Annotated in this window: 26 protein-coding genes and 2 pseudogenes; 22 read left to right on the top strand and 6 right to left on the bottom strand. The window is 63.2% G+C overall.

Annotated features, from left to right (window positions below; all coding sequences use genetic code 11):
* Positions 1–315: 315 nt before the first annotated feature.
* Positions 316–498: a hypothetical protein gene (locus ACST81_RS17645; RefSeq protein ID WP_438749484.1), complete on the top strand. Its 183-nt coding sequence runs from the start codon at positions 316–318 to the stop codon at positions 496–498.
* Between the two features lie 160 nt (positions 499–658).
* On the opposite strand, the gene ACST81_RS17640 is transcribed toward ACST81_RS17645, so the two are convergent.
* From ACST81_RS17640 to ACST81_RS17630, 3 genes are all read right to left on the bottom strand, one after another.
* A complete protein-coding gene (locus ACST81_RS17640) occupies positions 659–1,204 on the bottom strand; it encodes a DUF1254 domain-containing protein (RefSeq protein WP_438749481.1) in 546 nt (181 codons plus the stop codon).
* The gene (locus ACST81_RS17635; protein ID WP_438749480.1) at positions 1,197–1,784 is read right to left on the bottom strand and encodes a DUF1214 domain-containing protein; all 588 of its coding nucleotides are present in this window, start codon (positions 1,782–1,784) and stop codon (positions 1,197–1,199) included. The genes ACST81_RS17640 and ACST81_RS17635 overlap by 8 nt, the downstream gene beginning before the upstream one ends.
* A 251-nt stretch (positions 1,785–2,035) precedes the next feature.
* Positions 2,036–4,282, bottom strand: a complete 2,247-nt coding sequence (locus tag ACST81_RS17630; protein ID WP_438749479.1) for a transglycosylase domain-containing protein — start codon at positions 4,280–4,282, stop codon at positions 2,036–2,038.
* A 149-nt stretch (positions 4,283–4,431) separates the two neighbouring features.
* Between ACST81_RS17630 and ACST81_RS17625 the strand changes: the two genes are divergently transcribed.
* Complete coding sequence (locus ACST81_RS17625; RefSeq protein WP_438749478.1) at positions 4,432–4,890, top strand: YcgN family cysteine cluster protein; 459 nt, start codon at positions 4,432–4,434, stop codon at positions 4,888–4,890.
* A gap of 4 nt (positions 4,891–4,894) precedes the next feature.
* On the opposite strand, the gene ACST81_RS17620 is transcribed toward ACST81_RS17625, so the two are convergent.
* Positions 4,895–5,227: an MmcQ/YjbR family DNA-binding protein gene (locus tag ACST81_RS17620; protein ID WP_438749476.1), complete on the bottom strand. Its 333-nt coding sequence runs from the start codon at positions 5,225–5,227 to the stop codon at positions 4,895–4,897.
* A 276-nt stretch (positions 5,228–5,503) separates the two neighbouring features.
* Between ACST81_RS17620 and ACST81_RS17615 the strand changes: the two genes are divergently transcribed.
* Together ACST81_RS17615 and ACST81_RS17610 are read left to right on the top strand one after the other, a co-directional pair.
* Positions 5,504–6,079, top strand: coding sequence for a hypothetical protein (locus tag ACST81_RS17615; RefSeq protein WP_438749474.1), 576 nt, complete (start codon positions 5,504–5,506; stop codon positions 6,077–6,079).
* A 268-nt stretch (positions 6,080–6,347) separates the two neighbouring features.
* The gene (locus ACST81_RS17610) at positions 6,348–7,667 is read left to right on the top strand and encodes a DNA-packaging protein (protein WP_438753652.1); all 1,320 of its coding nucleotides are present in this window, start codon (positions 6,348–6,350) and stop codon (positions 7,665–7,667) included.
* Positions 7,668–8,182: 515 nt separating this feature from the next.
* Here the strand turns inward: ACST81_RS17610 and ACST81_RS17605 are convergent.
* Entirely contained in the window at positions 8,183–8,332 is a 150-nt protein-coding gene (locus ACST81_RS17605; protein ID WP_438749472.1) for a hypothetical protein, read from the bottom strand.
* Between the two features lie 163 nt (positions 8,333–8,495).
* On the opposite strand from ACST81_RS17605, the pseudogene ACST81_RS17600 reads away from it, so the two are divergent.
* From ACST81_RS17600 to ACST81_RS17535, 14 genes and pseudogenes are all read left to right on the top strand, one after another.
* A pseudogene (locus ACST81_RS17600) lies at positions 8,496–9,117 on the top strand (hypothetical protein).
* Positions 9,118–9,359: 242 nt separating this feature from the next.
* Positions 9,360–10,504, top strand: a pseudogene (locus ACST81_RS17595) (phage portal protein).
* A gap of 57 nt (positions 10,505–10,561) precedes the next feature.
* Positions 10,562–10,822 carry a CopG family ribbon-helix-helix protein gene (locus ACST81_RS17590; RefSeq protein ID WP_438749471.1) on the top strand — a complete coding sequence of 87 codons (261 nt, stop codon included), beginning with the start codon at positions 10,562–10,564 and terminating at the stop codon, positions 10,820–10,822.
* Complete coding sequence (locus tag ACST81_RS17585; RefSeq protein ID WP_438749468.1) at positions 10,822–11,136, top strand: type II toxin-antitoxin system RelE/ParE family toxin; 315 nt, start codon at positions 10,822–10,824, stop codon at positions 11,134–11,136. Before ACST81_RS17590 ends, ACST81_RS17585 begins: the two co-directional genes overlap by 1 nt.
* 233 nt (positions 11,137–11,369) lie before the next feature.
* Positions 11,370–11,684, top strand: coding sequence for a DUF6107 family protein (locus ACST81_RS17580; RefSeq protein WP_438749466.1), 315 nt, complete (start codon positions 11,370–11,372; stop codon positions 11,682–11,684).
* A gap of 160 nt (positions 11,685–11,844) precedes the next feature.
* Positions 11,845–12,408, top strand: a complete 564-nt coding sequence (locus ACST81_RS17575; RefSeq protein ID WP_438749464.1) for an HK97 family phage prohead protease — start codon at positions 11,845–11,847, stop codon at positions 12,406–12,408.
* Positions 12,409–12,423: 15 nt separating this feature from the next.
* On the top strand, positions 12,424–13,692 hold the full coding sequence (locus ACST81_RS17570) for a phage major capsid protein (protein ID WP_438749463.1): 1,269 nt from the start codon (positions 12,424–12,426) through the stop codon (positions 13,690–13,692).
* A 135-nt stretch (positions 13,693–13,827) separates the two neighbouring features.
* Positions 13,828–14,397, top strand: a complete 570-nt coding sequence (locus tag ACST81_RS17565) for a head-tail connector protein (protein ID WP_438749462.1) — start codon at positions 13,828–13,830, stop codon at positions 14,395–14,397.
* 2 nt (positions 14,398–14,399) lie between these two features.
* Positions 14,400–14,735 carry a phage head closure protein gene (locus ACST81_RS17560; protein ID WP_438749460.1) on the top strand — a complete coding sequence of 112 codons (336 nt, stop codon included), beginning with the start codon at positions 14,400–14,402 and terminating at the stop codon, positions 14,733–14,735.
* Positions 14,732–15,130 carry a DUF3168 domain-containing protein gene (locus ACST81_RS17555; RefSeq protein ID WP_438749458.1) on the top strand — a complete coding sequence of 133 codons (399 nt, stop codon included), beginning with the start codon at positions 14,732–14,734 and terminating at the stop codon, positions 15,128–15,130. Before ACST81_RS17560 ends, ACST81_RS17555 begins: the two co-directional genes overlap by 4 nt.
* 71 nt (positions 15,131–15,201) lie before the next feature.
* Positions 15,202–15,609, top strand: a complete 408-nt coding sequence (locus ACST81_RS17550; RefSeq protein WP_438749456.1) for a phage major tail protein, TP901-1 family — start codon at positions 15,202–15,204, stop codon at positions 15,607–15,609.
* Positions 15,610–15,611: 2 nt separating this feature from the next.
* The gene (locus ACST81_RS17545; RefSeq protein WP_438749455.1) at positions 15,612–15,968 is read left to right on the top strand and encodes a gene transfer agent family protein; all 357 of its coding nucleotides are present in this window, start codon (positions 15,612–15,614) and stop codon (positions 15,966–15,968) included.
* Positions 15,965–16,186, top strand: coding sequence for a rcc01693 family protein (locus tag ACST81_RS17540; protein WP_438749453.1), 222 nt, complete (start codon positions 15,965–15,967; stop codon positions 16,184–16,186). The genes ACST81_RS17545 and ACST81_RS17540 overlap by 4 nt, the downstream gene beginning before the upstream one ends.
* 90 nt (positions 16,187–16,276) lie before the next feature.
* Positions 16,277–16,840: a phage tail tape measure protein gene (locus tag ACST81_RS17535; protein ID WP_438753650.1), complete on the top strand. Its 564-nt coding sequence runs from the start codon at positions 16,277–16,279 to the stop codon at positions 16,838–16,840.
* Between the two features lie 87 nt (positions 16,841–16,927).
* On the opposite strand, the gene ACST81_RS17530 is transcribed toward ACST81_RS17535, so the two are convergent.
* Entirely contained in the window at positions 16,928–17,743 is an 816-nt protein-coding gene (locus ACST81_RS17530; protein ID WP_438749452.1) for a calcium-binding protein, read from the bottom strand.
* 353 nt (positions 17,744–18,096) lie between these two features.
* On the opposite strand from ACST81_RS17530, the gene ACST81_RS17525 reads away from it, so the two are divergent.
* The 4 genes from ACST81_RS17525 to ACST81_RS17510 all read left to right on the top strand — a co-directional run bounded on the left by ACST81_RS17525 (position 18,097) and on the right by ACST81_RS17510 (position 24,002).
* Entirely contained in the window at positions 18,097–18,738 is a 642-nt protein-coding gene (locus tag ACST81_RS17525; RefSeq protein ID WP_438749451.1) for a phage distal tail protein, Rcc01695 family, read from the top strand.
* Positions 18,735–19,628 (top strand): DUF2163 domain-containing protein, encoded by an 894-nt coding sequence (locus ACST81_RS17520; protein WP_438749450.1) that lies wholly within the window; start codon positions 18,735–18,737, stop codon positions 19,626–19,628. The genes ACST81_RS17525 and ACST81_RS17520 overlap by 4 nt, the downstream gene beginning before the upstream one ends.
* 109 nt (positions 19,629–19,737) lie before the next feature.
* The gene (locus ACST81_RS17515) at positions 19,738–20,154 is read left to right on the top strand and encodes an NlpC/P60 family protein (RefSeq protein WP_438749448.1); all 417 of its coding nucleotides are present in this window, start codon (positions 19,738–19,740) and stop codon (positions 20,152–20,154) included.
* A 5-nt stretch (positions 20,155–20,159) separates the two neighbouring features.
* The gene (locus tag ACST81_RS17510) at positions 20,160–24,002 is read left to right on the top strand and encodes a baseplate multidomain protein megatron (RefSeq protein ID WP_438749447.1); all 3,843 of its coding nucleotides are present in this window, start codon (positions 20,160–20,162) and stop codon (positions 24,000–24,002) included.
* Positions 24,003–24,027: the final 25 nt, after the last annotated feature.

Raw genomic sequence — 24,027 nt, 5'->3', positions numbered from 1 at the left:
CAAGCGGGGCCCGGTGCTAGTGTACCGGGCAAATCAGCCCTTACAGCGGGTTCTATCGCTAAGATTGGGGTTTTGACCATTAAGGAGCTATTAACTATCGTATGGCTCAATCAGATGGCAGGTGTTCGGTCACTCGACGGTCCTGCTATCCCGCATGTAAGAATGCATCGATTGTCCGGATGTCCCGGAAGAAGGAGCAAACGAGAAAGGCGCAGATGTTCGGAACCCGGTGTTCCGGAGGCGTCAGCCCACAGCAAGGGCAGGGTGAAATCAGTACGGTAGTTCATCCGTCTCAACACCGTTTTGGAGACGAGAATGGCAGAAGTTATCAGAATAGAGGACCGCCTCGTGCGTTCCCCGCCAAAACCCTCGATGGGACCGGTTGTGCCGAGCAATGCCGTCATCCTGTTGTTTACCGGCATCCGCTACGAGCGGCTTGACGGCCATCCGGGCGGAGCCCCGGCCAAGCCCGTTCCGAGCAGGGCGAAGAAACACTGACATCATGATCCGGTTCGTGCCGCTTCCCGCCGCGGCGCTTCCGAAGATACTCATCTGCGCCCATCGTGCAGATGTGAACATTGCGGCGCAGGACGATTGTTCCCTGTTGCCCAGAGGCCGCTTTGTTCGGCCCAAACCGACTTTTGAACATTGTTGACGGTTACCGGCGGAAGGGCTCGCAGCTCGCTTCCGACAGGAAATTGCGCACCGGTTCCTCGAAGCTGTCGGTCGGCGCCAGCGCGCGCAAAACGGCATAACCTTCCTCTTCCGGCATCTCCACCAGGATCGACTGGGCGAGGCTTTCGGGCGGCGTCTTTCTGATATCGACAAGCTGAATCGGCGTGGCCATCACCAGGTCGAGATTGCCGTTGACCGAGGTCTTGTCGTTCATGCTGAAGACCTCGTTGGAATCGGCATCATAGATCGACAGCGACCAGAACGGTACCGAGCCCTTTGCGATGAAGCGGGCGGGACCGCCCGTGACCGCAAAGCCGCAGACGGCGACACGCAGGAACGGATCGTCATTGGCAAGTCCTGTCGGCCCGGGCTCGTTGGTGAGAGAAAAGAAGCTGTCCATTTCATAGAGCCCCAGCACGCGGCTATAGGCGTCCTTGCCGGTGAACCGCGGCAAGGTCAGGATGATGACGATATGCAGCAGTGCCGCGCCGACGAGGCCGGTGATGATGGCGAACAATAGGCTACGCATCCGGGCACCCCGTCTTGACGATCGTCGGCATGGCGAGATCGATGACGCCGGAGGAGCCGGCGGTCGGGGTGTCGAGCAGCGTCAGCACCAGCTCGAAGGCGCCGACGCGGCGGATCGCCAGCCAGTTGTCCGGCTGGGCGACCGGCGAGACGTGGATCACGAAGGAACTGTCCGCCTGGCGTTGGACGGTCCAGGCATTGAAGGCCGTCGGCAGTTCCGGCGGCGCCTTCATCGGCTGGTCGTTGGCGGTGGTGGCATAGAGCGTCCAGAACCGGGCCGGCGGCGTTATGCCGGTAATATCATAGGTGCAGCCGGACGAAAGGCGTTCGCCCGATGTATCGACCGCCGCCGTGAACTGCAGGCCTTCCGCGCCACCATAAAGCAGCTTTCCCGCCCGTGCCCGATGCGCTTTCGCGTAAGGGTCGGTATTCTCCGTCTGCGCATCGGGAAAGGCGACCCAGGGCCCGAGCGAGATCGCGCCAAAGCCAACCGTTGCCTTCAGGGCCGAGACGGTCGAGACGATGCCGACGCCGAAGGCGATGGACAAAGCAAGGGCGACGAGGAGGGGGATGCGGAACAAGAGCGATTTACCGGGGATTTGCGGGGAGAAACGGGAGGGACGATTGTTCGGAGAATGCGGCGGTGTACCCCCCTCTGTCACTCCGTGACATCTCCCCCACAAGGGGGGAGATTGACCGCGCTCTCTGTGCCCAACCAGCTAGGCGGCCAAAAATTTTTCTGATGATCTCCACCCTTGTGGGGGAGATGTCCCGGAGGGACAGAGGGGGGCGACTGGGCGAGGGGCTGGCCATCAACTTCAAATTCATCCCGTTACCGCCCCGCATTGCGGCCGCCCTTGATGACCGTGCCGGTGGATTGCGGATCGATTTCCGCGACCTTGCCGGGGAGTTCGGCGGGGGCCTTCAAAGCGGGCGCGGCGTTGAATTTTTCGCCGAGCGATTTTAGCAGACGAGTCACGTCGCCCGACAGCGAGCGGGGACGCACGAGCGGCGGCAAGGCGTTTTCGTCGCCGGGCTTGGCGGCGGCGATCTCGGCCTCCTTCTTCTTGCCCGGACCGGGCAACGGGTTTTCGATGCCGGGAATGGCGCGGTGCTCGATGCCCTGTTCGGCATAATCCATCAGTCGCTTGAAGGTCATGGCCGGCAGTGAGCCGCCGGTCATGTTGTTGGTCGAGGTATAGTCGTCGTTTCCGAACCAAACGGCGGTGGTGTAATCGCCGGTGAAGCCGACGAACCAGGCGTCGCGATAGGCTTGTGTCGTGCCGGTCTTTCCACCGGCGACGATGCCGTTGTCGAGGGCTGCTTTGCGGGCCGTGCCGATGATCGGGATCTGGGTCAGCATATAGTTCATCGAGGCATTGGCCTCTTCGCTGACGACGCGCTTGGCGGGCGGTTCGTCGCGATTGAAATCATAGAGAATATCGCCGGCGTAATTGAGGACCTGGCTGATGCCATGGCGGCGCGACTGCATGCCGCCGGCCGGGAAGACGGCGTAAGCCGTCGCCTGATCGAGCACGGTCACCTCCGACGTGCCGAGCGGCATGGTCTTGTCGGTGCGGATAGGGGTTTCGACGCCCATCTTTTTCGCGGTTTCGGCGATAACCTCGGTGCCGAGTTCATCCTTGGCGAGGCGGACGGGTACGGTGTTGATCGACTTGGCGATCGCGGTCAGCATGGTGACGCGGCCGGAATAGCTGCCCTTGGAATAATTCTGCGGCGACCAGCCGCGCCAGGTGATCGGCGCGTCGCTGATGGTGGACGTCGGCTTGAAGCCTTTTTCCATTGCGGCGGTGTAGGTGTAGACCTTGAAGGACGAGCCCGGCTGGCGCAGCGCCTTGGTGGCGCGGTTGAATTGGCTTTCGCCATAATCCCGGCCGCCGACCATGGCGCGCACCGGGCCGCCATTTTCGATCATCACCATGGCGCCCTGCTTGACCCTGTAGCTCTCGCCATATTGGCGCAGGCTGGATTCGACCGATTCCTCGGCCGCCTGCTGCAGCCCCATATCGATCGTGGTGCGCACGACCAGCGAATGCTGGGCGAAGGGGGCGGCGATGCGGCGGGTTTCGTCGAAGGCCCAGTCGAGGAAGAAATCCGGGGCGCTGACCTCGGCGCGATCGATGACGGTCGCCGGGTTGAGACGGGCGGCAATGACCTGGCCTTCCGTCATCAGGCCGCCCTGGACGAGATTGGTCAGCACCTCGTTGGCGCGAGCGCGGGCGGCCGGCAGGTTGACATGCGGCGCATAGCGGGCCGGTGCCTTGAACAGGCCGGCGAGCATGGCGCTTTCGGCGAGGTTGATGTCGGTGATGCTCTTGCCGAAATAGAACTGCGAGGCGGCGGCCGCACCGAACGTGCCGCCACCCATATAGGCGCGGTCGAGATAGAGGCGGAGAATTTCCTTCTTCGACAGATTGGATTCCAGCCAAACGGCGAGGAAGGCTTCCTTGATCTTGCGCTCGATGGTGCGCTCGTTCGACAGGAACAGGTTTTTCGCCAGCTGCTGGGTCAGCGTCGAGCCGCCCTGGACCACGCCGCCGGCCTGGGCGTTGATGGTCATGGCGCGGGCAAGGCCGAGGAAATCGATACCGTAATGATCGAAGAAGCGGCGGTCTTCCGTTGCCAGTACCGCCTTGATCAGCGTGTCCGGCAACTCGTCGATCGGCACGGAATCCTCGTGGATGATGCCGCGATGGCCGATCTCGTTGCCGTAGCGATCGAGGAAGGTGACGGCGAAATCGCTCTGGGCCCGCCAGTTGCCCTTGGTTTCCTCGAAGGCGGGAAGGGCGAGCGCCAGCATCAGCACGGAACCGGCCGTGCCCCAGGTCATCCCCTCGCCGAGCACCTCGAACAGCACCTTCTTCCAGCCGCGCACGGTGAAACGGCGGGAAAAGATGGTGATATCCTCCCACCAGACGCCGAGCCGGAAACCGGCATTCCAGACGGTCGAATCGATCCACGAGTCGATGCGCAACAGGATATGGCGCTTGCGCGGACGGTCGTCCTGCGGGGCGCTTCCATTGACATCCGGGGCTTCGTCTCGGCTTGGATCCTGCAATGCGGTCGCATCCTAGTGGCTTCAAGTCCCGGCCGATATTTGCATGGGCCGGGTTTCCAATCTACGTCGATATCGGTAATGAGCCTTAAAAATCCGGCAATGTTTTGTAGAATTGTCGCTGAATTTCAACAGATGGAAGAATAATCGGCATGGGCGACTTGCCCTTCTGGAAGACGAAATCGCTGGCCGAGATGACCAACGCGGAGTGGGAAAGCCTCTGCGACGGCTGCGGGCTCTGTTGTCTCAACAAGCTGGAGGATTGGGACACCGGCGAGATCGCCTGGACCAATATCGGCTGCACGCTGCTCGACGGGACAAGCTGTCGCTGCAAGGACTATCCGAACAGGCAGGCGACGGTTCCGGACTGCATCCAGCTGACGCCGCAGGAAGTGGAGACGCTGACCTGGCTGCCGCCGACCTGCGGCTACCGGCTGGTGCGTGACGGCATCGACCTCTACTGGTGGCATCCGCTCGTGTCGGGCGATCCGGAGACCGTGCACCAAGCCGGCATTTCCGTGCGCGGCCGCACCGTGTCGGAGGACAACGTCGATGTCGAGGATTTCGAGGATTACCTGGTGGACTGGCCGCTGACGGTGGGGCAGTCCTAAGCCATTATTCCGCCGGAATTTTTACGAGAGACTTCGGCGCCACATTGCGCCAGGCGGTTTCCATCAGGTGGTCGATGACGTCCTCGTCGGCATCGCAGAAATAGACCGATGTCCAGCCCTTGAGGCCCCAGCCGCCCGGCACGGCGGCGCAGAGGCCGGGTTCGGTTTCGAGGAAGAGTTTCTGCTGGTCGGGCGTGAACTTGACGACGGCGCGACCGGCTTCCGGCAGGGACATGAAGATGCGCTTGCCGACGCGAAAATCGCGCTTGCCGAAATGGGCGCTCTCAACCGCGCCGGGCAGGCCCAAGGCCCGCTTTTCCAAGTCCTCGGTTCTCATGGCGGGAAGTGTAACACGGGGCGGGATTTGCGCAATGGAGAGAAAATTTTCTTGAAATAGGAAAATAATCCTTGACGGCGTGACGGTCGTTTGATAGGGTTATTGCACAGTCGGAAAAGTGGGTGAAGCGGGATGCTTCGGCGGGAGCCGGAGTATCGTGGTGTGGCCTTCGGCCCCCTCATCCGGCCTTCGGCCACCTTCTCCCCGGCGGGGAGAAGAGGGGCGAACCGACATCTTCGCCCATGCGGTGAGAAAACATTCAAGGACAATATCATCATGTCTGATCTGGATTTCGATCCGGCGCTCTTCGGTCTGTGGCCGAAGGCGGCGGTTTATGACGGGGTGTCACCGGGCGAGGATGCGGCGCTGGAGGATCTGGCGCGACGGGTGATCCTCGAGACCAAGGCGGAGGCCGTGTCGCCGCTCGATGACCTGCAGGACATGCTGAACGGCATGACGAAGGAATTGCGCGAGCAGATGCAGCAGTTCCAGCGGCTGCGGCGCGCGGCTGACGAGACGGCACAGGCGGAGGGGCAGGAGATCGACCGCAAGCTTGTCCAGGCGGATGCCAAGGCGGCGATCGAGGCCATGTCGGTGATCGTGCGGACGCTGGAAAAGATCGACAGCCTGCAGAGGACGATTGCGCATGACCGACAAGTACAAGCAGAAGCCGCTTTCGACGAGGAAAGCTACAAGGCCCTGCTTGCCGAATTCGACCAGCGCGTCGAGGATCGGGTTGCCCGAAAGGCCACCGGCGCTGCACGTGCTGACGGACGGGATGGACACGAGCCTTCCGGCGGGGGAGGTGGCTGTGGTACGGCGGGTGCCCCGCGAGGATCGCCGGAAGATTGATGCCGAGTTTCGGCGGTTTGAAAAGAAGGCAAGGCGTTATTCACCGGCGATGGAGCGCCTCGGCATCGTCCGGGCGGACATTCGGGGCGTAACGGTGTGTTTGAAGGCGCAGACGGATGGCGCGGAATTTGCTGACCTGCCGTTGCCAAGCTTGCCATCGGCGATCATGCCATCGGTCGTCGCGCCCGGTGCCGATGCCGGAACGGAGGCTGTGGGACAAGGGATACGGACGGGTGTTTCGGAGGCGATGCGGGGTGAAACCGGGTCAATGAAGGCGGACGCGGACGATCCCGCTGGCGGCGCAACGTCGGTCGAAGTGGAGCCGGCGGGTCCGCCCTTCGATCGTCTCCAGCACTTTCAAAATCTGATCCGTTTTCGCAACGACTGGAGCCGGATCGGCCGCGAGGAACAGAAGCCACCGCCGGGCGACTGGCGGGTCTGGCTGCTGATGGGTGGGCGCGGGTCCGGCAAGACGCGGGCGGGGGCCGAATGGGTTCAGGCCCTGGCTGCAGGCAAGGACGCGCGGCCGGGACTGCGGATCGCGTTGGTGGCGGAGACGCTGGGCGATGCGCGCGAGGTGATGATCGATGGGGTTTCCGGCATCTGCCGGATCGCGAGAAACAACCGGCCGGATTTCGAGGCGTCGCGGCGACGGCTCGTCTGGCCGAACGGGACGGTGGCGCAGATCTTTTCGTCCGAGGATCCGGAAAGCCTGCGCGGGCCGCAATTCGACTATGCCTGGTGCGACGAACTGGGCAAATGGAAACATGGGCAGGAAACCTGGGACATGCTGCAATTCGCATTGCGGCTGGGTGCCGATCCGCGCGCGCTGGTGACGACAACGCCGCGGCCGGTGCCGGTGCTGAAGGCACTGATGGCCGATCCCGGCACGCAGACGCGGCGCATCCGCACCAGCGACAATGAAGGCAACCTGGCGCCGGGCTTCATCGCCGCCATGGCCGGACGCTATGGCGGTACGCGGCTGGGTCGGCAGGAACTGGACGGCGAGATGATCGAGGATCGTGAGGATGCGCTCTGGTCGCGCGCCGGGATCGAGGCGTTACGGCTGCGCGATACCGGGCCACTTGGTCGGATCGTCGTCGCGGTCGACCCGCCGGCGGGAACCGGGCCGGGCTCCTGTTGCGGCATTGTCGTGGCGGGGCTCGATCGCCAAGGGCGTGGTGTGGTCGTGGCCGACTGTTCGGTGGAGGGCGCGAGCCCGGCCGGATGGGCGAATGCCGTCGTCAGGGCCTACAAGCGGTTCGACGCCGACCGGATCGTCGCGGAAGTGAACCAGGGCGGCGACATGGTGGCGGCGGTGCTCAAGGGCATCGATGCGCAGCTGCCGGTGACGGCTGTTCGGGCGTCGCGCGGAAAATGGCTCAGGGCCGAGCCGGTGGCAGCGCTTTACGAGCAGGGTCGGGTGGTGCATGCCGCCTCGTTTCCGGCACTGGAAGATCAGATGTGCGATTTTGGTCCGGACGGCCTGTCATCCGGCCGTTCGCCGGACCGGCTGGACGCGCTGGTCTGGGCGCTGACGGCGCTGATGCTGGACGGCGGCGGCGAACCGCGGGTCCGGGGGATATGACGGCGCGGCGGGTGATCGGGATTATTTGCCCGGGGCCTGCGGCTTGGGGCTCGCGCCGCTGCTTTCGCGGATCTGGCGCCATTCGTTCTCAAGACGGTCGAACTGGGCCTGGGAGATATACGGTGCGGGTATTGACGAAGCGGGCACGGACGAAGCGGGCATGCGATCCTCTCAATCTGCTATTGCAACCTGCGCAAACACGGCGGAACCCGAAAGGTTCCCCACACTGCTGACAAAGTCATCTTTCCACGATTTCGGACGTCATTTGGGACGTTCGGAGCCACCTTCCTCTCCGTCTTTCCCGTGCTTGTCACGGGAATCCAGCCAGCCCGAGTCGTTGGCTGAAAGAGTCTTTTGACCCGACGGACGTCGGGTCGCTGGATCCCCGCCACGAGGGCGAGGATGAGGGAAAGTGGGGATAGCTCGTTCTCAAACAACCGGCCTGGGAGTTTGCCAGCAGTCTGCGGAACCCGATAGATTCCCTCTCGACAGGACTTTGAACGCGGGAAAAGTGATCAGCGCTTGTCGTCTTCGCGCTGAAAGGATTTGGCCACAGAGGCCGCACTGGAGCGCATCTGGTGCCATTCCTTCTCGAAGCGATCGAGGATGTGCTGGGGGATGGTCGAGCGGGTGGCATCGGACGGGTTTTTGGCATCGACGTTCATGCGATCCTCCTCGATCTCAGGCAATATCATATTGCTGGATTTCGATCTCACATCTTAAACGCAAAGTAAATCAGGCGATTAAACTGTTTAAACGATTTAAACTCGTTAAATCGATTTAGATCGACAGGTTTTTTCCAAGTGTGATTAACAACAGAGGTGGGCGATGGCGATCCGGCGTCGAGACTTCTTTCAAGCGGTACGTACATCACTTTTCGACGGGCGTCTGAACCAGAAACAGGTCGATGGGCTGTCGCTTATACTTGACCGGTGGGAGGGAGAACCGACTGGCGCGGATGAGCGTTTTCTCGCCTATATGCTGGCAACCGCGCATCACGAGACGGGCCGCACGATGCAGCCTGTGCGCGAAACGCTCGCCGCGAGCGACGAGCGGGCGATGGCGCTGCTGGACGCCGCCTGGCGGCGCGGAAAGCTGCCCTCCGTCTCCGTGCCGTACTGGCGACGGGACGAGGAAGGACGAAGCTGGCTGGGGCGCGGTCTGGTGCAACTGACGCACCGGACCAACTACGAGCGCATGAGCCGGATGACGGGGATCGATCTCGTCGCCCATCCCGAGCGCGCGATGGAGCCCGACGTGGCTGTCGATATCCTGTTCAAGGGGATGGAGACAGGCGCCTTTACCGGCCGCAAGCTCGGCGACTATTTTTCCCCGGCGCGACAGGACTGGACCGGCGCGCGGCGGATCATCAACGGCCGGCGACCGGGCGGCGCTGGTGGCCAGCTATGGGCGGCAGTATTGGGCGGCGATCCGGACGGGGTCGGATTGAACCGAGCGGTTGCGGATTCGGCCTTCGGCTCATCTAAAGCAAGCCCGATCCTTCGGTTGAAAGAGTCTTTTGACCCGACGGACGTCGGGTCGCTGGATCCCCGCCACAAGGGCGAGGATGAGGGAGGGTGGGATACCACGTTCACAAACAACCGGCTTAGGGGCCTGGCAGCAGTCTGAGCGGCTTCGGCCCCTTCACTGCATTCTACGTTCGCTTGATCTTCAATCAAGGACATCAATCTCATGAAAAATCCGTTTCGTCTGCCGTGGCGTCGCCCGGGAGAGCTTCAGCGTGAAACCAAGTCCGGCTCCGGCTTCATCGCGATCGCGCAGGAGGGCGGGCGCACTGGACGGGGCGCTCCTATGCGGCGCTGGCGCGCGAAGGCTTCATGCGCAATCCGGTGGCGCATCGCGCCGTGCGGCTGATTTCGGAGACCGCGGCCAGCGTGCCGTTGCTGCTCTACGAGGGGACCGAGGAGCGCAGCGAGCATCCGCTGCTGGCGCTGATGGCGCGGCCGAACGGGCGGATGGCGGGCGTCGATTTCCTTGAGACGCTCTATGGTCATCTGCTGCTCGCCGGCAATGCCTATGTCGATAGTGCCGCGATCGGCGGGGAGGTGCGGGAACTGCATCTGCTGCGACCGGACCGGCTGCGCATTCTCGAGGGCAGGGACGGCTGGCCGGAGGCTTACGAATATCGGGTCGGGAACATGGTGCGGCGGATTTCGGCCGACGGGGACGGATTGCTGCATTTGCGGCTGTTTCATCCGCTCGACGATCATCTCGGTTTTCCCCCACTAGCAGCGGCGCAGATGGCGCTCGACCTTTCCAATGCGGCGGCGACCTGGAACAAGGCGCTGCTCGACAATTCGGCTCGGCCGTCCGGCGCGCTGGTCTACCAGCCGAAGGAGGGTGGCAATCTGTCGGCCGACCAGTATGACCGGCTGAAGAGCGAACTCGACGAGGGTTATTCCGGTCCGATGCGGGCCGGTCGTCCACTGCTGCTGGAGGGCGGGCTCGACTGGAAGGCGATGGGGCTTTCACCCAAGGACATGGATTTCGTCGAAGCGAAGAATGGTGCCGCGCGCGACATCGCCCTTGCCTTCGGCGTGCCGCCGATGCTGCTGGGCATTCCCGGCGACAACACCTATGCGAACTACCAGGAGGCCAACCGGGCGTTCTACCGGCTGACCGTGCTGCCGCTGATCTTCCGCAGCATCGGGGCGCTGTCGGGCTGGCTTGCGGGGCGGTTCGGCGAAGGCCTGAAGCTGGTGCCGGATCTCGACCAGGTGACCGGGCTGACCGGCGAACGCAGCGAGGTCTGGGCGCGAATGAAGGACGCGGATTTCCTCAGCGACGAGGAGAAACGGCAGGCGGTGGGCTATTGAGCGAGGGGGGTGTTGCTGCTATTTTGTAATACGCCGTATGACAAAATGGAAGCGAAGATGGCCAAGCCTGTCCTGTCCGACCCGATCACCCTGCGTCTGCCTGTCGATTTGCTACAGGAGATCGAGGCGATCGCCGCCGCATCCGACCGAACCCGTAGTTGGGTGATGGTGCGGGCGATGCGGTATTATCTTCTCAATGAAGGTGCGGAGATTCTGGAGATCGCGCAAGGTCTCCAAGACGTCAGGGATGGCAAAGTTTACGACCTCGATGTCGTTCTGCGTGAGCTCGATCGTCTGGCGGAAGATGATGCCGCCTGATGAAAGTCCAATTCTCTGAACGGGCATTGGCTTATCTCAGGGCGGAACAGGCCTATCTTGGTCGGTTCGACAAGCGGGCCGCCAGGGCGCTGGTTCGGCAAATCCGGAAAGCGGCTGAGATCATCGGGGAATATCCGCAATCGGCCCAAGCTGTGCCGTTGTTGCCCGGCGTTCGGCGATATGTGACAGCACCCTATGTCATCGACTATGCTGAGCGAGGCGGCGTTATTGTCGTGGTCGCCATTCGGCATGGACGACAAAATCCGATCGCGCCGGACCAGGGTGACGATCTGCCGGATCAGTTCGAAGGTTGATAAAAACAATATCATCAATGGCTTGGCGCATGTTTTGCGCTGATGACCCTGACGGTCGGATTCAATCTTTTAACTGGTTGATTCAGTTTCAAAGCATCTGACCGCAAGCGATTCAAAAGATTCACGGATTTTACCGCCTTGACGTTGCGTCAAGCGAAGCCTTTCGTTGCGGCAGGAGATTGCCGTTCCGTTATCTCTTGTCAATTCCCATAATAGCATCAAGGACTTAACAAATGGCTGATTTTGGCAATGACCCGGGGATCTGGGCGGCCAAGGGCCTTGGCTCGGTCGCGGGTGCGGCCGTATCGCTCGTCTACATGCTGCCGAAGGGCCGACGCGAAGCCGGGTCGCGGTTTTTCACCGGGCTGATCTGCGGGCTGATCTTCGGGGGGCCGGTCGGGCTGTGGCTGGTTTCGAGGCTCGGGATCGCCGGCAGCCTGTCCGGCACCGAAGTGATGCTGACCGGATCGGCGGCGGCCAGCCTTTCGGCCTGGTGGGTGCTGGGGGCGGCGGCACGGGTGGCGGAAAGGTTCGGGAGGGGGAAATAGCGATTAGTGAGTAGGGGGCAGTGGGTAGTGAGCGGGTGGGCCGGGCGTAGCAATGGCGCGCTGGTGATCACTTTTTGATGCTCCCTATTCGCCAGTCGCTACTCCCCATTCGCTATTCGCGATTCATCCCGACGCAATTCATCAAACTCTGGAGAGAACCATGACGACCGACAGGATGCCTGTCTGGCGAACGCAGAAGTTTGCCAATCTGACGCTTTCCGGCGTGACCGGGGAGGGACGGTTTTCCGGCTATGCCAGCATCTTCGGCGAGGTCGATCTCGGTAAGGATGCGATCGAGCCGGGGGCTTTTTCACACTCCCTGGCGCGGCGGGGTGCAGCCGGGGTGCGCATGCTGTTCCAGCATGATCCCGGCGAACCCTTAGGAGCCTGGAAGACGATCCGGGAGGATGCGCGCGGGCTTTATGTCGAAGGCATGCTGTCGCCCGGCGTTGCCCGCGCAAAGGAGGTGCACATGCTGATGAAGGCGGGTGCGCTCGACGGACTGTCGATCGGCTTCCAGACGGTGAAGGCGAAGACCGACGGCAAGACCGGCGTGCGCCGCATCCTCGAAGCCGACCTCTGGGAAATCTCGATCGTGACCTTTCCGATGCTGCCCTCGGCGCGTGTGTCGAATGTCAAGAATGCGCGGTTCTTCCGCGACAAGGAAACGGAGCTCGTGCGCACCATGCGGCGGGCGGCCCGGATGATGATGACGAAGCTCTGACAGGAAGGAAAGCTGATGAGCGATTTGAGCAGCGTGGCGCCCGGTATGAAGGTGGCGCCAGAGATCAAGACGGCGCCGGAGACGATGACCGCCGCGTTCGAGGATTTCATGGGGGCCTTCGAAGCCTTCAAGGAAACCAACGACCGCCGGTTGGGCGAACTCGAAAGCAAGCTGACGGCCGATGTCGTCACCCGCGAAAAGATGGACCGCATCTCGCGCACCATGGACGAGCAGAAGCGGCTGATGGACCAGATGGCGCTGAAGAAGGCGCGCCCGGCGCTCGGTCGAAGCGGCGAGGCGAGCCTGGAGGCGACGGAGCACAAGGCGGCGTTCGAAAGCTATATCCGCAGGGGCGACGAGCAGGCACTTCGCGAGCTGGAGGCCAAGGCATTTTCGATCGGCTCTTCCAGCGACGGCGGTTATCTGGTGCCGAACGAGACGGATACGGAAATCGGCCGCAGGCTGTCGGTGGTTTCGCCGATCCGGGCGCTTTCGACTGTGCGCCAGGTGTCGGGCGCGGTGCTGAAGAAACCGTTCGCGCTGGCCGGCATGGCGACCGGCTGGGTGGCGGAAACGGCGGCGCGGCCGCAGACCGCCACGCCGCAACTGGCCGAGCTGTCCTTTCCGACCATGGAACTCTATGCGATGCCGGCGGCGACGGCGGCGCTGCTCGACGATGCCGCGGTCGATATCGAGAACTGGGTCGCGTCGGAGGTCGACATCGCCTTCGGCGAGCAGGAAGGCACGGCTTTCGTCTCCGGCGACGGCACCAACAAGCCGAAGGGCTTCCTGAGCTACACCAATGTTGCCGAGGCGAGCTGGAGCTGGGGCAATATCGGTTATATCGCGACGGGCGCCGCCGGCGCTTTCAAGGCGAGCGGTCCCTCCGACACGCTGATCGACACGATCTATGCGCTGAAGGCCGGGCACAGGCAGAATGCCTCCTTCGTGATGAACCGCAAGGCGCAGGCCGAAATCCGCAAGTTCAAGGATGCCGATGGCAATTATCTCTGGCGTCCGCCGGCCGTTGCCGGGCAGCAGGCCTCGCTCATGGGCTTTCCGATCGCGGAAGCCGAGGACATGCCGGATATTGCTGCCAACAGCACGTCGATCGCCTTTGGCAATTTCGCCGCCGGCTACCTCGTCGTCGATCGCACCGGGGTTCGGGTGCTGCGCGATCCCTATTCCGCCAAGCCCTACGTGCTGTTCTACACCACCAAGCGGGTCGGCGGCGGGGTGCAGAATTTCGAGGCTATCAAGCTTATTAAATTCGCGGCATCTTGACTAAACGTAAGGTTGCCCTTTCTCAAGGGTGACGACCATTCGCGCCGGCGGTCTTCCCTGCTGCGTGTGCGCGAGGGTGGACGCAGCTCCCCTCCCGCTGCGTCCACCCATTTTATCCCCATGACGGAGATTTCCATGACCATTACCGAACTGGCGCCGCCGGTCGGCGAGCCGCTGACGCTTGCCGAGACGAAGGCGCATCTGCGTGTCGATCTGAGCGCAGACGATACGCTGATCACCGGGCTGATCCGCACCGTGCGCGAGCATCTGGAACGGGCGACCGGGCTGGCGCTGCTGACCCGCACATTCCGGATGTATCTCGACATCTGGCCTTCGTCCCGCGTGATTCAGATTGGCAGGGGACCGGTGCAAACGATTGAGAGCGTTACGGTTTACGATGCAGCCGGGCTGCCGCAGGAGATCGATGTGTCCGGCTTCGTGCTCGACGGTCAGGCAAGGCCGGCCCGGCTGGTGCTGCCGAAACAGCCGGCGCCGGGACAGGCAATCAACGGCATCGAGATCGATTTTTCGGCCGGTTTCGGTTCGACGGGAACGGATGTTCCCGACACGTTGAAACGGGCGATGCTGCTGCATGCGGCGCTGCTCTACGAGTTTCGCGGCGCGGTTTGCCCGGACAGTCAGCCGGCCGCCGTGCCCGCCGGTTACGACCGGCTGATCGCGCCTTTCCGGCGCCGGGAGCTTTGACCATGGGAGCGATGACACTGGATCCGGGGCAATTGTCGGTCCGGCTGGATCTTGAGATGCGCAGCGACGCCAGTGATGGACAGGGCGGCGTTGTGACGACCTTCACGACGTTCGCAACGCTCTGGGCACGGATCGAACCGGTTGCGACGCGCATAGAGGAACGTTCGGACGAGGCGGTCTTCAGCGTGACGCACCGGCTCTGGATCCGTTTTCGTGACGATCTTTCCGCCGGCATGCGGTTTCGCAAGGGAGGCCGGATGTTCACCGTTCGGGCTTTCTACGATCCGGACGAGACGCGGCGCTACCTGGTCTGCAACTGCACGGAGGAGAGGCAATGAGCGCCGCTGAAGTCTTGCAGAAGGCGATTTTCCTCGCGCTCTCCAATGACGCGGCGCTGACCGGGTTGATCGGCGGCGACGGCGTGCGGGACCATCTGCAGGCGCGGATGGAGCGGCCCGTCGTCTTCATCGCCTCGATCGAAAGCCGCGACGCGTCGACGGCGAGCGAGCCGGGCGAAGAGCATCTGATGACGCTTGAGGTGCGCACCGGCGAAGGGGGCAATCTCGCGGTTCAGGCGATCGCGGCGCGGGTGCGCGCGTTGCTCGACGACGCCGATCTCGACCTCGACGGGTTTGTACTGGTCAACCTGTTTCACCGGCGCACGCGCACGAGGCGGGAGGCCAGGGCGAAGGGGCATGTGGCGGAGATGCGGTTTCGCGCGGTGACCGAATGACGTTTCACAAGTTCTACAATGATTTTACAGGCGTCCCTCACGGGCGCCTTTGTTTCTGAAAGGATAACGACATGGTGGCGCAGAAGGGGAAGGATCTTCTTTTGAAGATCGACAATGGCGGCAGTTACGTGACCGTGGCGGGGTTGCGCTCCAAGCGGCTTGCCTTCAACGCCGAGACGGTGGATGCGACCGACGCGGAATCGACCGGGCGATGGCGCGAACTGCTCGGTGGGGCAGGCGTGCAGCGGGCCGCCGTTTCTGGCGCCGGCATTTTCAAGGACCAGAGCTCGGACGGGCTGGTGCGCGCCGCCTTCTTTAACGGATCGATCCTCGACTGGCAGATCGTCATTCCCGATTTCGGCACGCTGACCGGCGCTTTCCAACTGACGGCGCTTGAATATTCCGGTCAGTACAATGGCGAAATCCTGTTCGAGGCGGCGCTGGAATCGGCGGGCGCGCTGACCTTTACGGCGCTGTGACGATGATGCGGCACATTGTAGCTACGGCCCGCGCCAACCGGCATCGGGGCGAGGTGGAGGCAGTGATCGACGGCGAGCGGAGAATCCTCTGCCTGACGCTCGGCAGCCTGGCTGAGTTGGAAACCGCCTTCGCCGCCGACAACCTGATGGCGCTGGCGGCGCGGTTTTCCACCGGCCTTTTGAAGGCGGAGGACATGATCCGCATCCTTGGCGCCGGTCTTCGCGGCGGCGGCAATCTGGTTTCGGACGAGGACGTCGCCGGTATGGGCGTCGAGGGCGGCATAGCCGGCCTGGCGCGCCTGACGGGTGAACTGCTGGCGGCGACCTTCGGGAGCGCGCAGGAGGCGCCGGACCCTTGAGCGCCGCAACGGGCGCCGGCTCGCCGCCGGCCTTTCCCTGGGGACCGGCTATGCACACCGGGCTCTGCCTGTTGCGGTTGCCGGCAAGGGATTTCTGGATGATGACGCCGCGCGAGATGCAGGCGGCCATGGGCGGCTTGCGTCCGCGCGAGACCGGTCCGGGGCGGCAGGGGTTCGAGGCGCTGATGCGGGCGTTTCCGGATAGAGAGAGGGAATAGGCGGTAGTGAGTAGGCAGTAGGCGGGGTGAAGGCGGTCCCGGTTGCGGCGGCCGCAAGGTTGGAAGGAGATGGGCGTGGCGGATGAACAGATGGATTTTGCCGCGGCGACGGACGATGCGGCGGCGTTGCGCGATGTGCTCGACGAACTGGAACATCGGTCGCGGTCGTTCGGCTCGGCACTGACCGGGGCGCTGGCTTCGGCGACGCGGGGCGGCAAGGGGCTGGAGGATGTGTTGCGGGGCGCGGGGCTCAGGCTGACGGAGATCGCACTTTCGGCCGGTTTGAAGCCGCTCGAAGGGGCGATCGGGTCGCTGTTTTCCGGGCTGACCGGGAGCTTTGGCGGGGTCAGCGCCTTTGCCGATGGCGGCGTGCCGGGCCGGGTGACGCCGTTTGCCGATGGTGGCGTCGTCTCGATGCCGACCTATTTTCCGATGGACGGGCAGACCGGGCTGATGGGGGAGGCGGGTTCGGAGGCGATCCTGCCGCTGAAGCGCGGCGCCGACGGCGCACTCGGGGTGGCCTCGACCGGTGGCGGGGCGATGAACGTCGTCTTCAATGTGACGGCCTCGGATGTGCAGAGCTTTCGAAAATCCGAGGGGCAGATCGCGGCCATGCTGACGCGGACGGTGGGGCGCGGGCGGCGGGGGATGTGAATCTGACGCGGTGAACCGCCTCTGACGGCAAAGAGGCCGGGCATGACCCGGCCTCCTGCGATGGCAGCTTCGATCGCAAGGCGCGGATCAGAGGATGAAAAACGCCTTCTGGATATCGATGGCATCGTCGAGGTGGATGGCGAAGTCGGCTTTCTTGTCGCCATTGACATCGCCGTAGATATAGGTGTCGGACGCCTGCTTTTGGAAGCGTAGCTCGCCGGCGACCCCGTGGAAGACGGACTTGCCGATATAGGTGAAGGCCTGGTTGCCGCTCAGCAGATGATTTGCATCGACGCCGGCGAGATCGATTTTGTCCTGGCTGGAGAAGTCGTAGATCGTGTCCCGCTTGGCCGAGTCGGCTTCGGAATCATACCGGCTGCGGAACACAAACGTATCCTTGCCGCCGCCGCCCGTCAGGTAGTCGTGGCCCGTGCTGCCATAGAGCAGGTCGTCGCCGTTTCCGCCGTAGAGCTTGTCATTGCCGAGCCGGCCGTAGAGCTTGTCGTTGCCGTCGAGCCCGGTCAGTACATCGGCCTTGTTGCTGCCCTGGAGGCTGTCATTGCCGCCGAGAGCCGCCTTGAAGAGTGCGATGTCGTCGGCGGTGGTGGGTGTCGAAGCAGCCTTGAAGATGCTGGCGACGGAGATCTTGATCCCGGTTACGGAGATCAGATCAACACCTCCCTGTGTTTCGAAGAATTTGCGCACGAAGCCGCCGGTGGGCAGGCCCTTGCTATTATAGGTAAAGTCGGTCCCTTCGATCGAGACTTTTACGCCATTGGAAAAGGTACCGCGGATAAAGGTAGAAGAGTAGCTTGCGCCGGTGAGAACTGGAAGGTCATCGATATCGTAATTGAAACTGCGCATGTCGAGGGCGAAATTGCTGCCCAGCTTGATCGTGGCCATTGGAATTCCTCCTGTGACTTAAGTGTTGTTCGCCGATGTGAATCGATGGGATGAAATCTGTATTGCATGATGCGTTGCATGCTTGTCGCCGTTCCAGGATTACAGCGCCGCGCGTCGAATATGACGCGCAAATGTCGCTGTAACACTTTAAATATTCTGCCTAATTTTATCCTTAAATCGATTTCGATTTAAGGAATTATGCAGTAGGCCCGCGCGGAAGCTGAAATTCTTGCAATCAACTGAAACAGGACTTGCCCCGTCCCGTTTGTGCAGAGTGCCACTGCATACGTTTTAGTCAAGCGCTGACAATCGCATGGGCTCTTTTCCTTCAACTCCACACACGGAACATCATCATGTCGACAGGCTTCCATGAAGTCCGGTTTCCGCTGCGTCTTGCCTTGGGCACGAGCGGCGGGCCGGTCAGGCGAACGGATATTGTCAGCCTTTCGAACGGCCGCGAGAACCGCAACCGGCGCTGGCGCGATGCGCGGCGGCATTATGATGCCGGGTCGGGTATCAGGTCGATCGGCGATCTCTATGCCATGCTTTCCTTCTTCGAGGCGCGGGCGGGGCAGGTTTACGGGTTCCGGTTTCGCGACCCGCTGGATTTCAAGTCCTGCGCGCCGGGAGAGGCGGTGAGTGCCGTCGACCAGGAGATCGGGACGGGGGACGGGGTGACGGCGGTGTTCCAACTCGCCAAGACCTATGGCGATGCCGGCGGGGCGGGCGCGCGCGAGATTGCCAAGCCGGTTGTTGGGACGCTGCTCTTATCGGTCGGCGGCGTCGATGCGGCGCCAGCGGATTTTGCGCTGGATGCGGCGAGTGGACGGGTGACCTTCGTACCGGGAAAAATTCCGACCGATGGCGCCATCGTGCGGGCGGGCTTTGAATTCGATGTGCCGGTGCGCTTCGACACGGACCGGATCGATGTCGATCTGGCGCAGTTCCAGGCCGGGCGCATTCCGTCGATACCGCTGGTGGAGATCAAGCCATGAGAACACTGCCTACCGCGCTCGCCAGCCATCTCGCCGGCGATGCCACGACGATGTGCCATTGCTGGCGGGTGACGCGCCGGGACGGGATCGTGCTGGGGTTTACCGAGCATGACCATGTTCTCACGTTCGATGGCACCGATTTCCTCGCGGCCAGCGGTTTTCAGGCCGCAGACAGCGAGACGGCGAGCGGGCTTTCCGTCGAGGCGGGCGAGGTGAGCGGCGGGTTTTCGAGCGTGGCGATCAGCGAGGCGGATGTGATCGCCGGGCGGTATGACGGCGCAACGGTCGAGGTGTTCCAGGCCAACTGGCAGGCGCCGGCGGAACAGCATGTTCTGCTCCGGGTGCAGGAGATCGGCGAGGTGGTGCGGGCGGGCGGAGCGTTTCGCGCTGAGTTGCGGCGGCTGACGCATCGGCTCGACCAGGTGCAAGGGCGGATCTACGGGCGACGCTGCGATGCGGTGCTGGGAGACGGCTGGTGCAAGGTCGACCTGACCGATCCGGCCTATCGGGGAAGCGGGGCTGTTGTCGCGGTTCTCAGCCAGACGCAGGTCAGGGTGTCGGGGCTCGACGCGGCGCTTGGCGGATTTTATCGCCAGGGCGTCTGCCGCTTCGTCACCGGCGCGAATGCCGGCCATGCCGGCGATATCGAGGATCATTGTGTGGGTGGGGACGGGGTGGTCCTGTCGCTCTGGCTGCCGCCGCCCTTGCCGCTGGCGGTCGGTGATACGTTCACGGTGACCGCGGGGTGTGACAAGAGTTTTGGCACCTGTGGCGCGAAATTTTCCAACATCTTGAATTTTCGCGGATTTCCGCATCTGCCAGGGTCCGATTTCGCCTTCGGTTATGCCGATGGCGATACCGTGCATGATGGGCGACCGCTCTATGAGTGAGAATGGCGAGGAACGTCAGAGCCAGGGATTTGGGGCTGACGCCCCCCTCATCCGGCGCTTCGCGCCACCTTCTCCCCGGTGGGGAGAAGAGGGAGGGATACCATTTGCCTTGCGGGTCGTCGCACTGACGGAGAGTTGGATCGGGACGCCGTACCGGCATCAGGCGAGCCTGAAGGGTGTCGGTTGCGATTGCCTGGGGCTGGTGCGTGGGGTCTGGCGCGAACTTTATGGCACCGAGCCGGAATTGCCGCCGGCCTATCAGCCGGACTGGGCGGAGCGAGGCGGCACGGATCGGTTATTTGAGGCGGCGCGGCGGCATTTTGGCGAGCCGCTGTACGAAATGCGACCGGGCGATCTCCTGCTGTTTCGCTGGCGGCCGGACCTGCCGGCCAAGCATGCCGGGATCGCCTGTGGCGACGACCGGTTCATCCATGCTTATGAGCAGGCGGCGGTGATCCGATCTGCGCTCGTTCCCTCCTGGCGCCGGCGGATTGCCGGCGTTTTCCGTTTTCCCGAAAAGGTCTGATCCCAATGGCGACCATTCTTCTGCAGGCGGCGGGTGCGGCGCTCGGTGGCGTGTTCGGCCCGGTCGGGGCGATGCTGGGTCGCGCAGCCGGTGCCTTGGCGGGATCCGTTATCAATCGCTCGATCGTCAACGGCATGACGACCGTCTCCGGCGCCCGGCTGGGCAATGCCCGCATTCCCGGCGCGGACGAGGGAACGGCGATCACGCGTGCCTATGGGACGGTGCGTGTCGGTGGCACGCTGATCTGGGCGACGCGTTTCGAGGAGGAGGTGCGTGTCGAGCGGCAGGGCGGCAAGGCGAGCGGCCCGCGCGTGGAGACGTTTCGCTACCATGCCAATTTCGCGCTCGGTATCTGTGAAGGCGAGATCGCCCATGTGCGGCGGGTCTGGGCCGATGGTCGGGAGCTGGATTTGCCCGGCATCGAGATGCGGGTCCATCGCGGCACGCCGGACCAACTGCCCGATCCGCTGATCGAGGCCAAGCAGGGGGCGGGCAAGGCGCCGGGCTATCGCGGGCTTGCCTATGCGGTATTCGAGCGCTTCCCGCTCGACGGTTACGGCAACCGCATTCCGCTGATCCAGTTCGAGGTGTTGCGACCGGTGGGAAGCCTGGAAAAGGATATCCGGGCTGTGACCATTATTCCCGGATCGAGCGAGCATGGCTATGATCCGCGTGTGGTCAAGGAAAAGATCGGCGCGGGGGCAAGCCGGCTGATCAACCGGAATGTTTTCCATGCCGGGTCGGACTGGCAGGCTTCCCTCGACGAACTGCAGGCGCTTTGTCCCAATCTCGAGCGGGTGGCGCTGGTCGTCTCCTGGTTCGGGACCGATCTTCGCGCCGGGCATTGCCGGATCGTGCCGGGCGTTGAGACGGCCGTTCGCGAGGACGAAAGCCGGGTATGGTTGGTGTCTGGCATTGGTCGCGGCGGTGCGTCCGTGGTCAGCCGGAATGGTGGCGGACCGGCTTATGGGGGCACGCCGAGCGATGCGAGTGTCGTGGCGGCGATTGCCGACCTCAAGACGAGAGGACTGAAGATCTATCTCTATCCCTTCGTGATGATGGATATTCCGGCCGAAAACACGCTGCCCAATCCCTATGGCAGCACGGGACAGCCGGCCTATCCCTGGCGCGGGCGCATCACCGCGCATCCGGCGCCGGGCCTGACCGGAAGTGCCGACAAGACAGGTGCGGCGCGCAGCCAGGTCGAGGCCTTCAGCGGAGCCGCGACTGTGACGGATTTCGATGTTTCCGGAACCTCGGTCACCTCGACAGGAGCCGACGAGGGATACCGCCGGCTGATCCTGCATTATGCGCTGCTGTCGCAGGCGGCGGGTGGGATCGACGGGTTCATCATCGGCTCGGAACTGCGCGGACTGACGCAATTGCGTGACGGCACCGGCGCGTTTCCGTTTGTCGAGCAACTGGTAACGCTCGGTGCCGATGTCCGGGCGGTTCTGGGGCCGGCCACGAAACTGACCTATGGCGCCGACTGGAGTGAGTATTTCGGCTATCACCCGGCGGACGGATCGGGGGAGGTTCATTACAATCTCGATCCGCTCTGGGCGTCTCCAGCGATCAATGCTGTCGGCATCGACAATTACATGCCGCTCTCCGACTGGCGCGACGGCGATCTGACCGAGGGCAATCCCGATGGTTTCCGGGTGGTGGACGATGCATATGCGATGCGGGCGATGGTGGCGGCCGGCGAGGGCTATGACTGGTACTATGCTGGCGATGCCGACCGGCGCGACCGGGTGCGCACGCCGATCAGTGACGGACTGGCGGGAAAACACTGGGTCTATCGCTACAAGGACATCGCCAACTGGTGGGGGCAGGCGCACCACGACCGGATCGGCGGCGTCGAGCAGGCGCTGCCGACGGCTTGGGTTCCCGGCAGCAAGCCGATCTGGTTCACGGAGCTTGGCTGCCCGGCAATCGACAAGGGGGCGAACCAGCCGAATGTTTTCACCGATCCGAAATCCTCGGAGACAGCGGTGCCGTATTTCTCCAATGGTGCACGTCGGGATGCGATGCAGCGCCGGTTCCTGGAGGCACAATATGACTTCTGGGCTGGAGTAGATGCACCGGAATGCATCGACCCGGATCATATCTTCGTCTGGACCTGGGATGCGCGGCCGTTGCCGGCCTTTCCGGAAAACACCAAGCTTTGGTCGGACGGAGACAACTGGCAGGTGGGGCATTGGCTGAATGGCCGGCTCGGCGCATCGACCGCAGCTGACGTGATTGCCGCCGTGCTCGCAGACCATGGGTTCGAGGACGGGAATACCGATCTGGTGAGTGGTGATCTCGGCGGCTATGTGCAATCGGACCAGGCATCGGCCCGGGATGTGCTGGAGCCGCTGATGGCGGCGCTGCAGATCGACGCCGTCGAAACGGGAGGAATTCTGCAGTTTCGCTCGCGGATGAAACAGGCGGCTGCGCCGGCGGTGGTCTCGGTCTTCGCGGATCTGGACGAGCAGCCGCTTTACGAAGAGGCGCGGGGTCACGACAGTGATTTCGGCAGCGAGGCTATTCTCGACCATTTCGATCCGGCCAATGCTTATGGGCAGACCACTGCGCGGTCGCGGCGGGTTTCGCCGGCCAATGAACGGGTGCTGAGACTGTCTGTGCCGGGCGCGCTTCATGAGGGCGCGGCGGCCTCGGCGGTCGAGGATGCGCTGCGGGACCATCAGGTTTCGCGGCGCAGCGTGCGGTTTTCCCTGTCTCCGGCGGATATCACGCTTGAGCCGGGCGATATCATTGCCTTCGAGGACGGACCGGCCGGACATTTTATCGTTGGGCGGATCGAGGACGGGGCGGTAAGGGCGGTCGAGGCGCGGGCCTATGTGCCGTCGAGTGGCGGCGGGCAGAGCGTGCCTCCGCGTCATGTCGATCAGCCGCGCACGCCCTCCGACGGGTTTTCACCCGTCGTCCACCTGATGGACCTGCCGCAATACGAGGCCGGGGAGGCGGCAAGCTTTGCGCGCGGGGCGGTGTTTGCGCGTCCCTGGCATTCGGTGCTGCTATCCTCGTCGGCGACGACGGAGGGATATAGGACGCGGGTACGGCTGGACCAGCCGGCGCAGACAGGTGTCCTCACCGAAGCGCTTGGTGCCGGCGTGCTCGGGCGGTTCGATAGCGCACGGAGCTTGACGCTCGACCTTCATTTCAGCGGACTGTCGTCGGCTGGCAGGGCTGCGGTGTTGAACGGGCAGAACCGGATTGCGGTGCTTGCCGCCAACGGTGTCTGGGAGATCATTGGATTTCGGTCGGCGACGGAAATCGCCGCTGGGCGCTGGCGGCTTTCAGGACTACTGCGGGGGCTTCATGGAACAACGGATGCGATGCTGGCTGGTGCCGTGGCTGGCACATCCGCTGCCGTGTTGAACGGTGCGGTAAAGCAGCTGGGCTTGAACGGCGACGAGGCGGGGCGGGTGATGAACTGGATCGTCGAAGCTGGTGGACTGGCGACCACGGCCGAGGGACCTTTTGTGTTTGCCGGAGGATTGAGGGCTGAAACCCCGATTGCGCCGGTGCATCTGCGGGCGCGGCGGCTGGAAACGGGTGCGATCCGCATCCACTGGACACGCTGCGCCAGGCGAGATGCCGACCACTGGCTCGATGGCGATATCGCACTCGACGAGCCGCAGGAGCGCTACCGCGTTGAAATCCTTGATGGCGGGGTGGTCAAGCGCAGGATCGACGTGTCGGAGCCGGTCTTCGATTATGTCAGCGCTTTCGAGCTTGCCGATTTCGGAACGGTGCAGGCGAGCCTGTCGATCCGGGTGCGCCAACGGGGCGAGAAGGTTGCGCTCGGCGTGCCCGCGCAAGCGGTGCTGGCGCTGTGAGATCCGCCAATATTTTTCAAAGGAG

Source organism: Pararhizobium sp. O133 (genome assembly GCF_051669845.1).
Classification (GTDB): Bacteria; Pseudomonadota; Alphaproteobacteria; order Rhizobiales; family Rhizobiaceae; genus Pararhizobium.
This window is presented reverse-complemented; position numbering and strand designations above follow the sequence as displayed.

Excerpts from the sequence above, each read along its gene's own strand:
- ACST81_RS17565 (WP_438749462.1), top strand. The coding sequence starts at position 13,828 with ATGACCATTACCGAACTGGCGCCGCCGGTCGGCGAGCCGCTGACGCTT.
- ACST81_RS17610 (WP_438753652.1), top strand. The coding sequence starts at position 6,348 with ATGAAGGCGGACGCGGACGATCCCGCTGGCGGCGCAACGTCGGTCGAA.
- ACST81_RS17640 (WP_438749481.1), bottom strand. The coding sequence starts at position 1,204 with ATGCGTAGCCTATTGTTCGCCATCATCACCGGCCTCGTCGGCGCGGCA.
- ACST81_RS17525 (WP_438749451.1), top strand. The coding sequence starts at position 18,097 with ATGTCGACAGGCTTCCATGAAGTCCGGTTTCCGCTGCGTCTTGCCTTG.
- ACST81_RS17585 (WP_438749468.1), top strand. The coding sequence starts at position 10,822 with ATGAAAGTCCAATTCTCTGAACGGGCATTGGCTTATCTCAGGGCGGAA.
- ACST81_RS17615 (WP_438749474.1), top strand. The coding sequence starts at position 5,504 with ATGTCTGATCTGGATTTCGATCCGGCGCTCTTCGGTCTGTGGCCGAAG.
- ACST81_RS17555 (WP_438749458.1), top strand. The coding sequence starts at position 14,732 with ATGAGCGCCGCTGAAGTCTTGCAGAAGGCGATTTTCCTCGCGCTCTCC.
- ACST81_RS17590 (WP_438749471.1), top strand. The coding sequence starts at position 10,562 with ATGGCCAAGCCTGTCCTGTCCGACCCGATCACCCTGCGTCTGCCTGTC.
- ACST81_RS17645 (WP_438749484.1), top strand. The coding sequence starts at position 316 with ATGGCAGAAGTTATCAGAATAGAGGACCGCCTCGTGCGTTCCCCGCCA.
- ACST81_RS17560 (WP_438749460.1), top strand. The coding sequence starts at position 14,400 with ATGGGAGCGATGACACTGGATCCGGGGCAATTGTCGGTCCGGCTGGAT.
- ACST81_RS17570 (WP_438749463.1), top strand. The coding sequence starts at position 12,424 with ATGAGCGATTTGAGCAGCGTGGCGCCCGGTATGAAGGTGGCGCCAGAG.
- ACST81_RS17575 (WP_438749464.1), top strand. The coding sequence starts at position 11,845 with ATGACGACCGACAGGATGCCTGTCTGGCGAACGCAGAAGTTTGCCAAT.
- ACST81_RS17520 (WP_438749450.1), top strand. The coding sequence starts at position 18,735 with ATGAGAACACTGCCTACCGCGCTCGCCAGCCATCTCGCCGGCGATGCC.
- ACST81_RS17530 (WP_438749452.1), bottom strand. The coding sequence starts at position 17,743 with ATGGCCACGATCAAGCTGGGCAGCAATTTCGCCCTCGACATGCGCAGT.
- ACST81_RS17580 (WP_438749466.1), top strand. The coding sequence starts at position 11,370 with ATGGCTGATTTTGGCAATGACCCGGGGATCTGGGCGGCCAAGGGCCTT.
- ACST81_RS17510 (WP_438749447.1), top strand. The coding sequence starts at position 20,160 with ATGGCGACCATTCTTCTGCAGGCGGCGGGTGCGGCGCTCGGTGGCGTG.
- ACST81_RS17605 (WP_438749472.1), bottom strand. The coding sequence starts at position 8,332 with ATGAACGTCGATGCCAAAAACCCGTCCGATGCCACCCGCTCGACCATC.
- ACST81_RS17625 (WP_438749478.1), top strand. The coding sequence starts at position 4,432 with ATGGGCGACTTGCCCTTCTGGAAGACGAAATCGCTGGCCGAGATGACC.
- ACST81_RS17535 (WP_438753650.1), top strand. The coding sequence starts at position 16,277 with ATGGATTTTGCCGCGGCGACGGACGATGCGGCGGCGTTGCGCGATGTG.
- ACST81_RS17550 (WP_438749456.1), top strand. The coding sequence starts at position 15,202 with ATGGTGGCGCAGAAGGGGAAGGATCTTCTTTTGAAGATCGACAATGGC.
- ACST81_RS17620 (WP_438749476.1), bottom strand. The coding sequence starts at position 5,227 with ATGAGAACCGAGGACTTGGAAAAGCGGGCCTTGGGCCTGCCCGGCGCG.
- ACST81_RS17545 (WP_438749455.1), top strand. The coding sequence starts at position 15,612 with ATGATGCGGCACATTGTAGCTACGGCCCGCGCCAACCGGCATCGGGGC.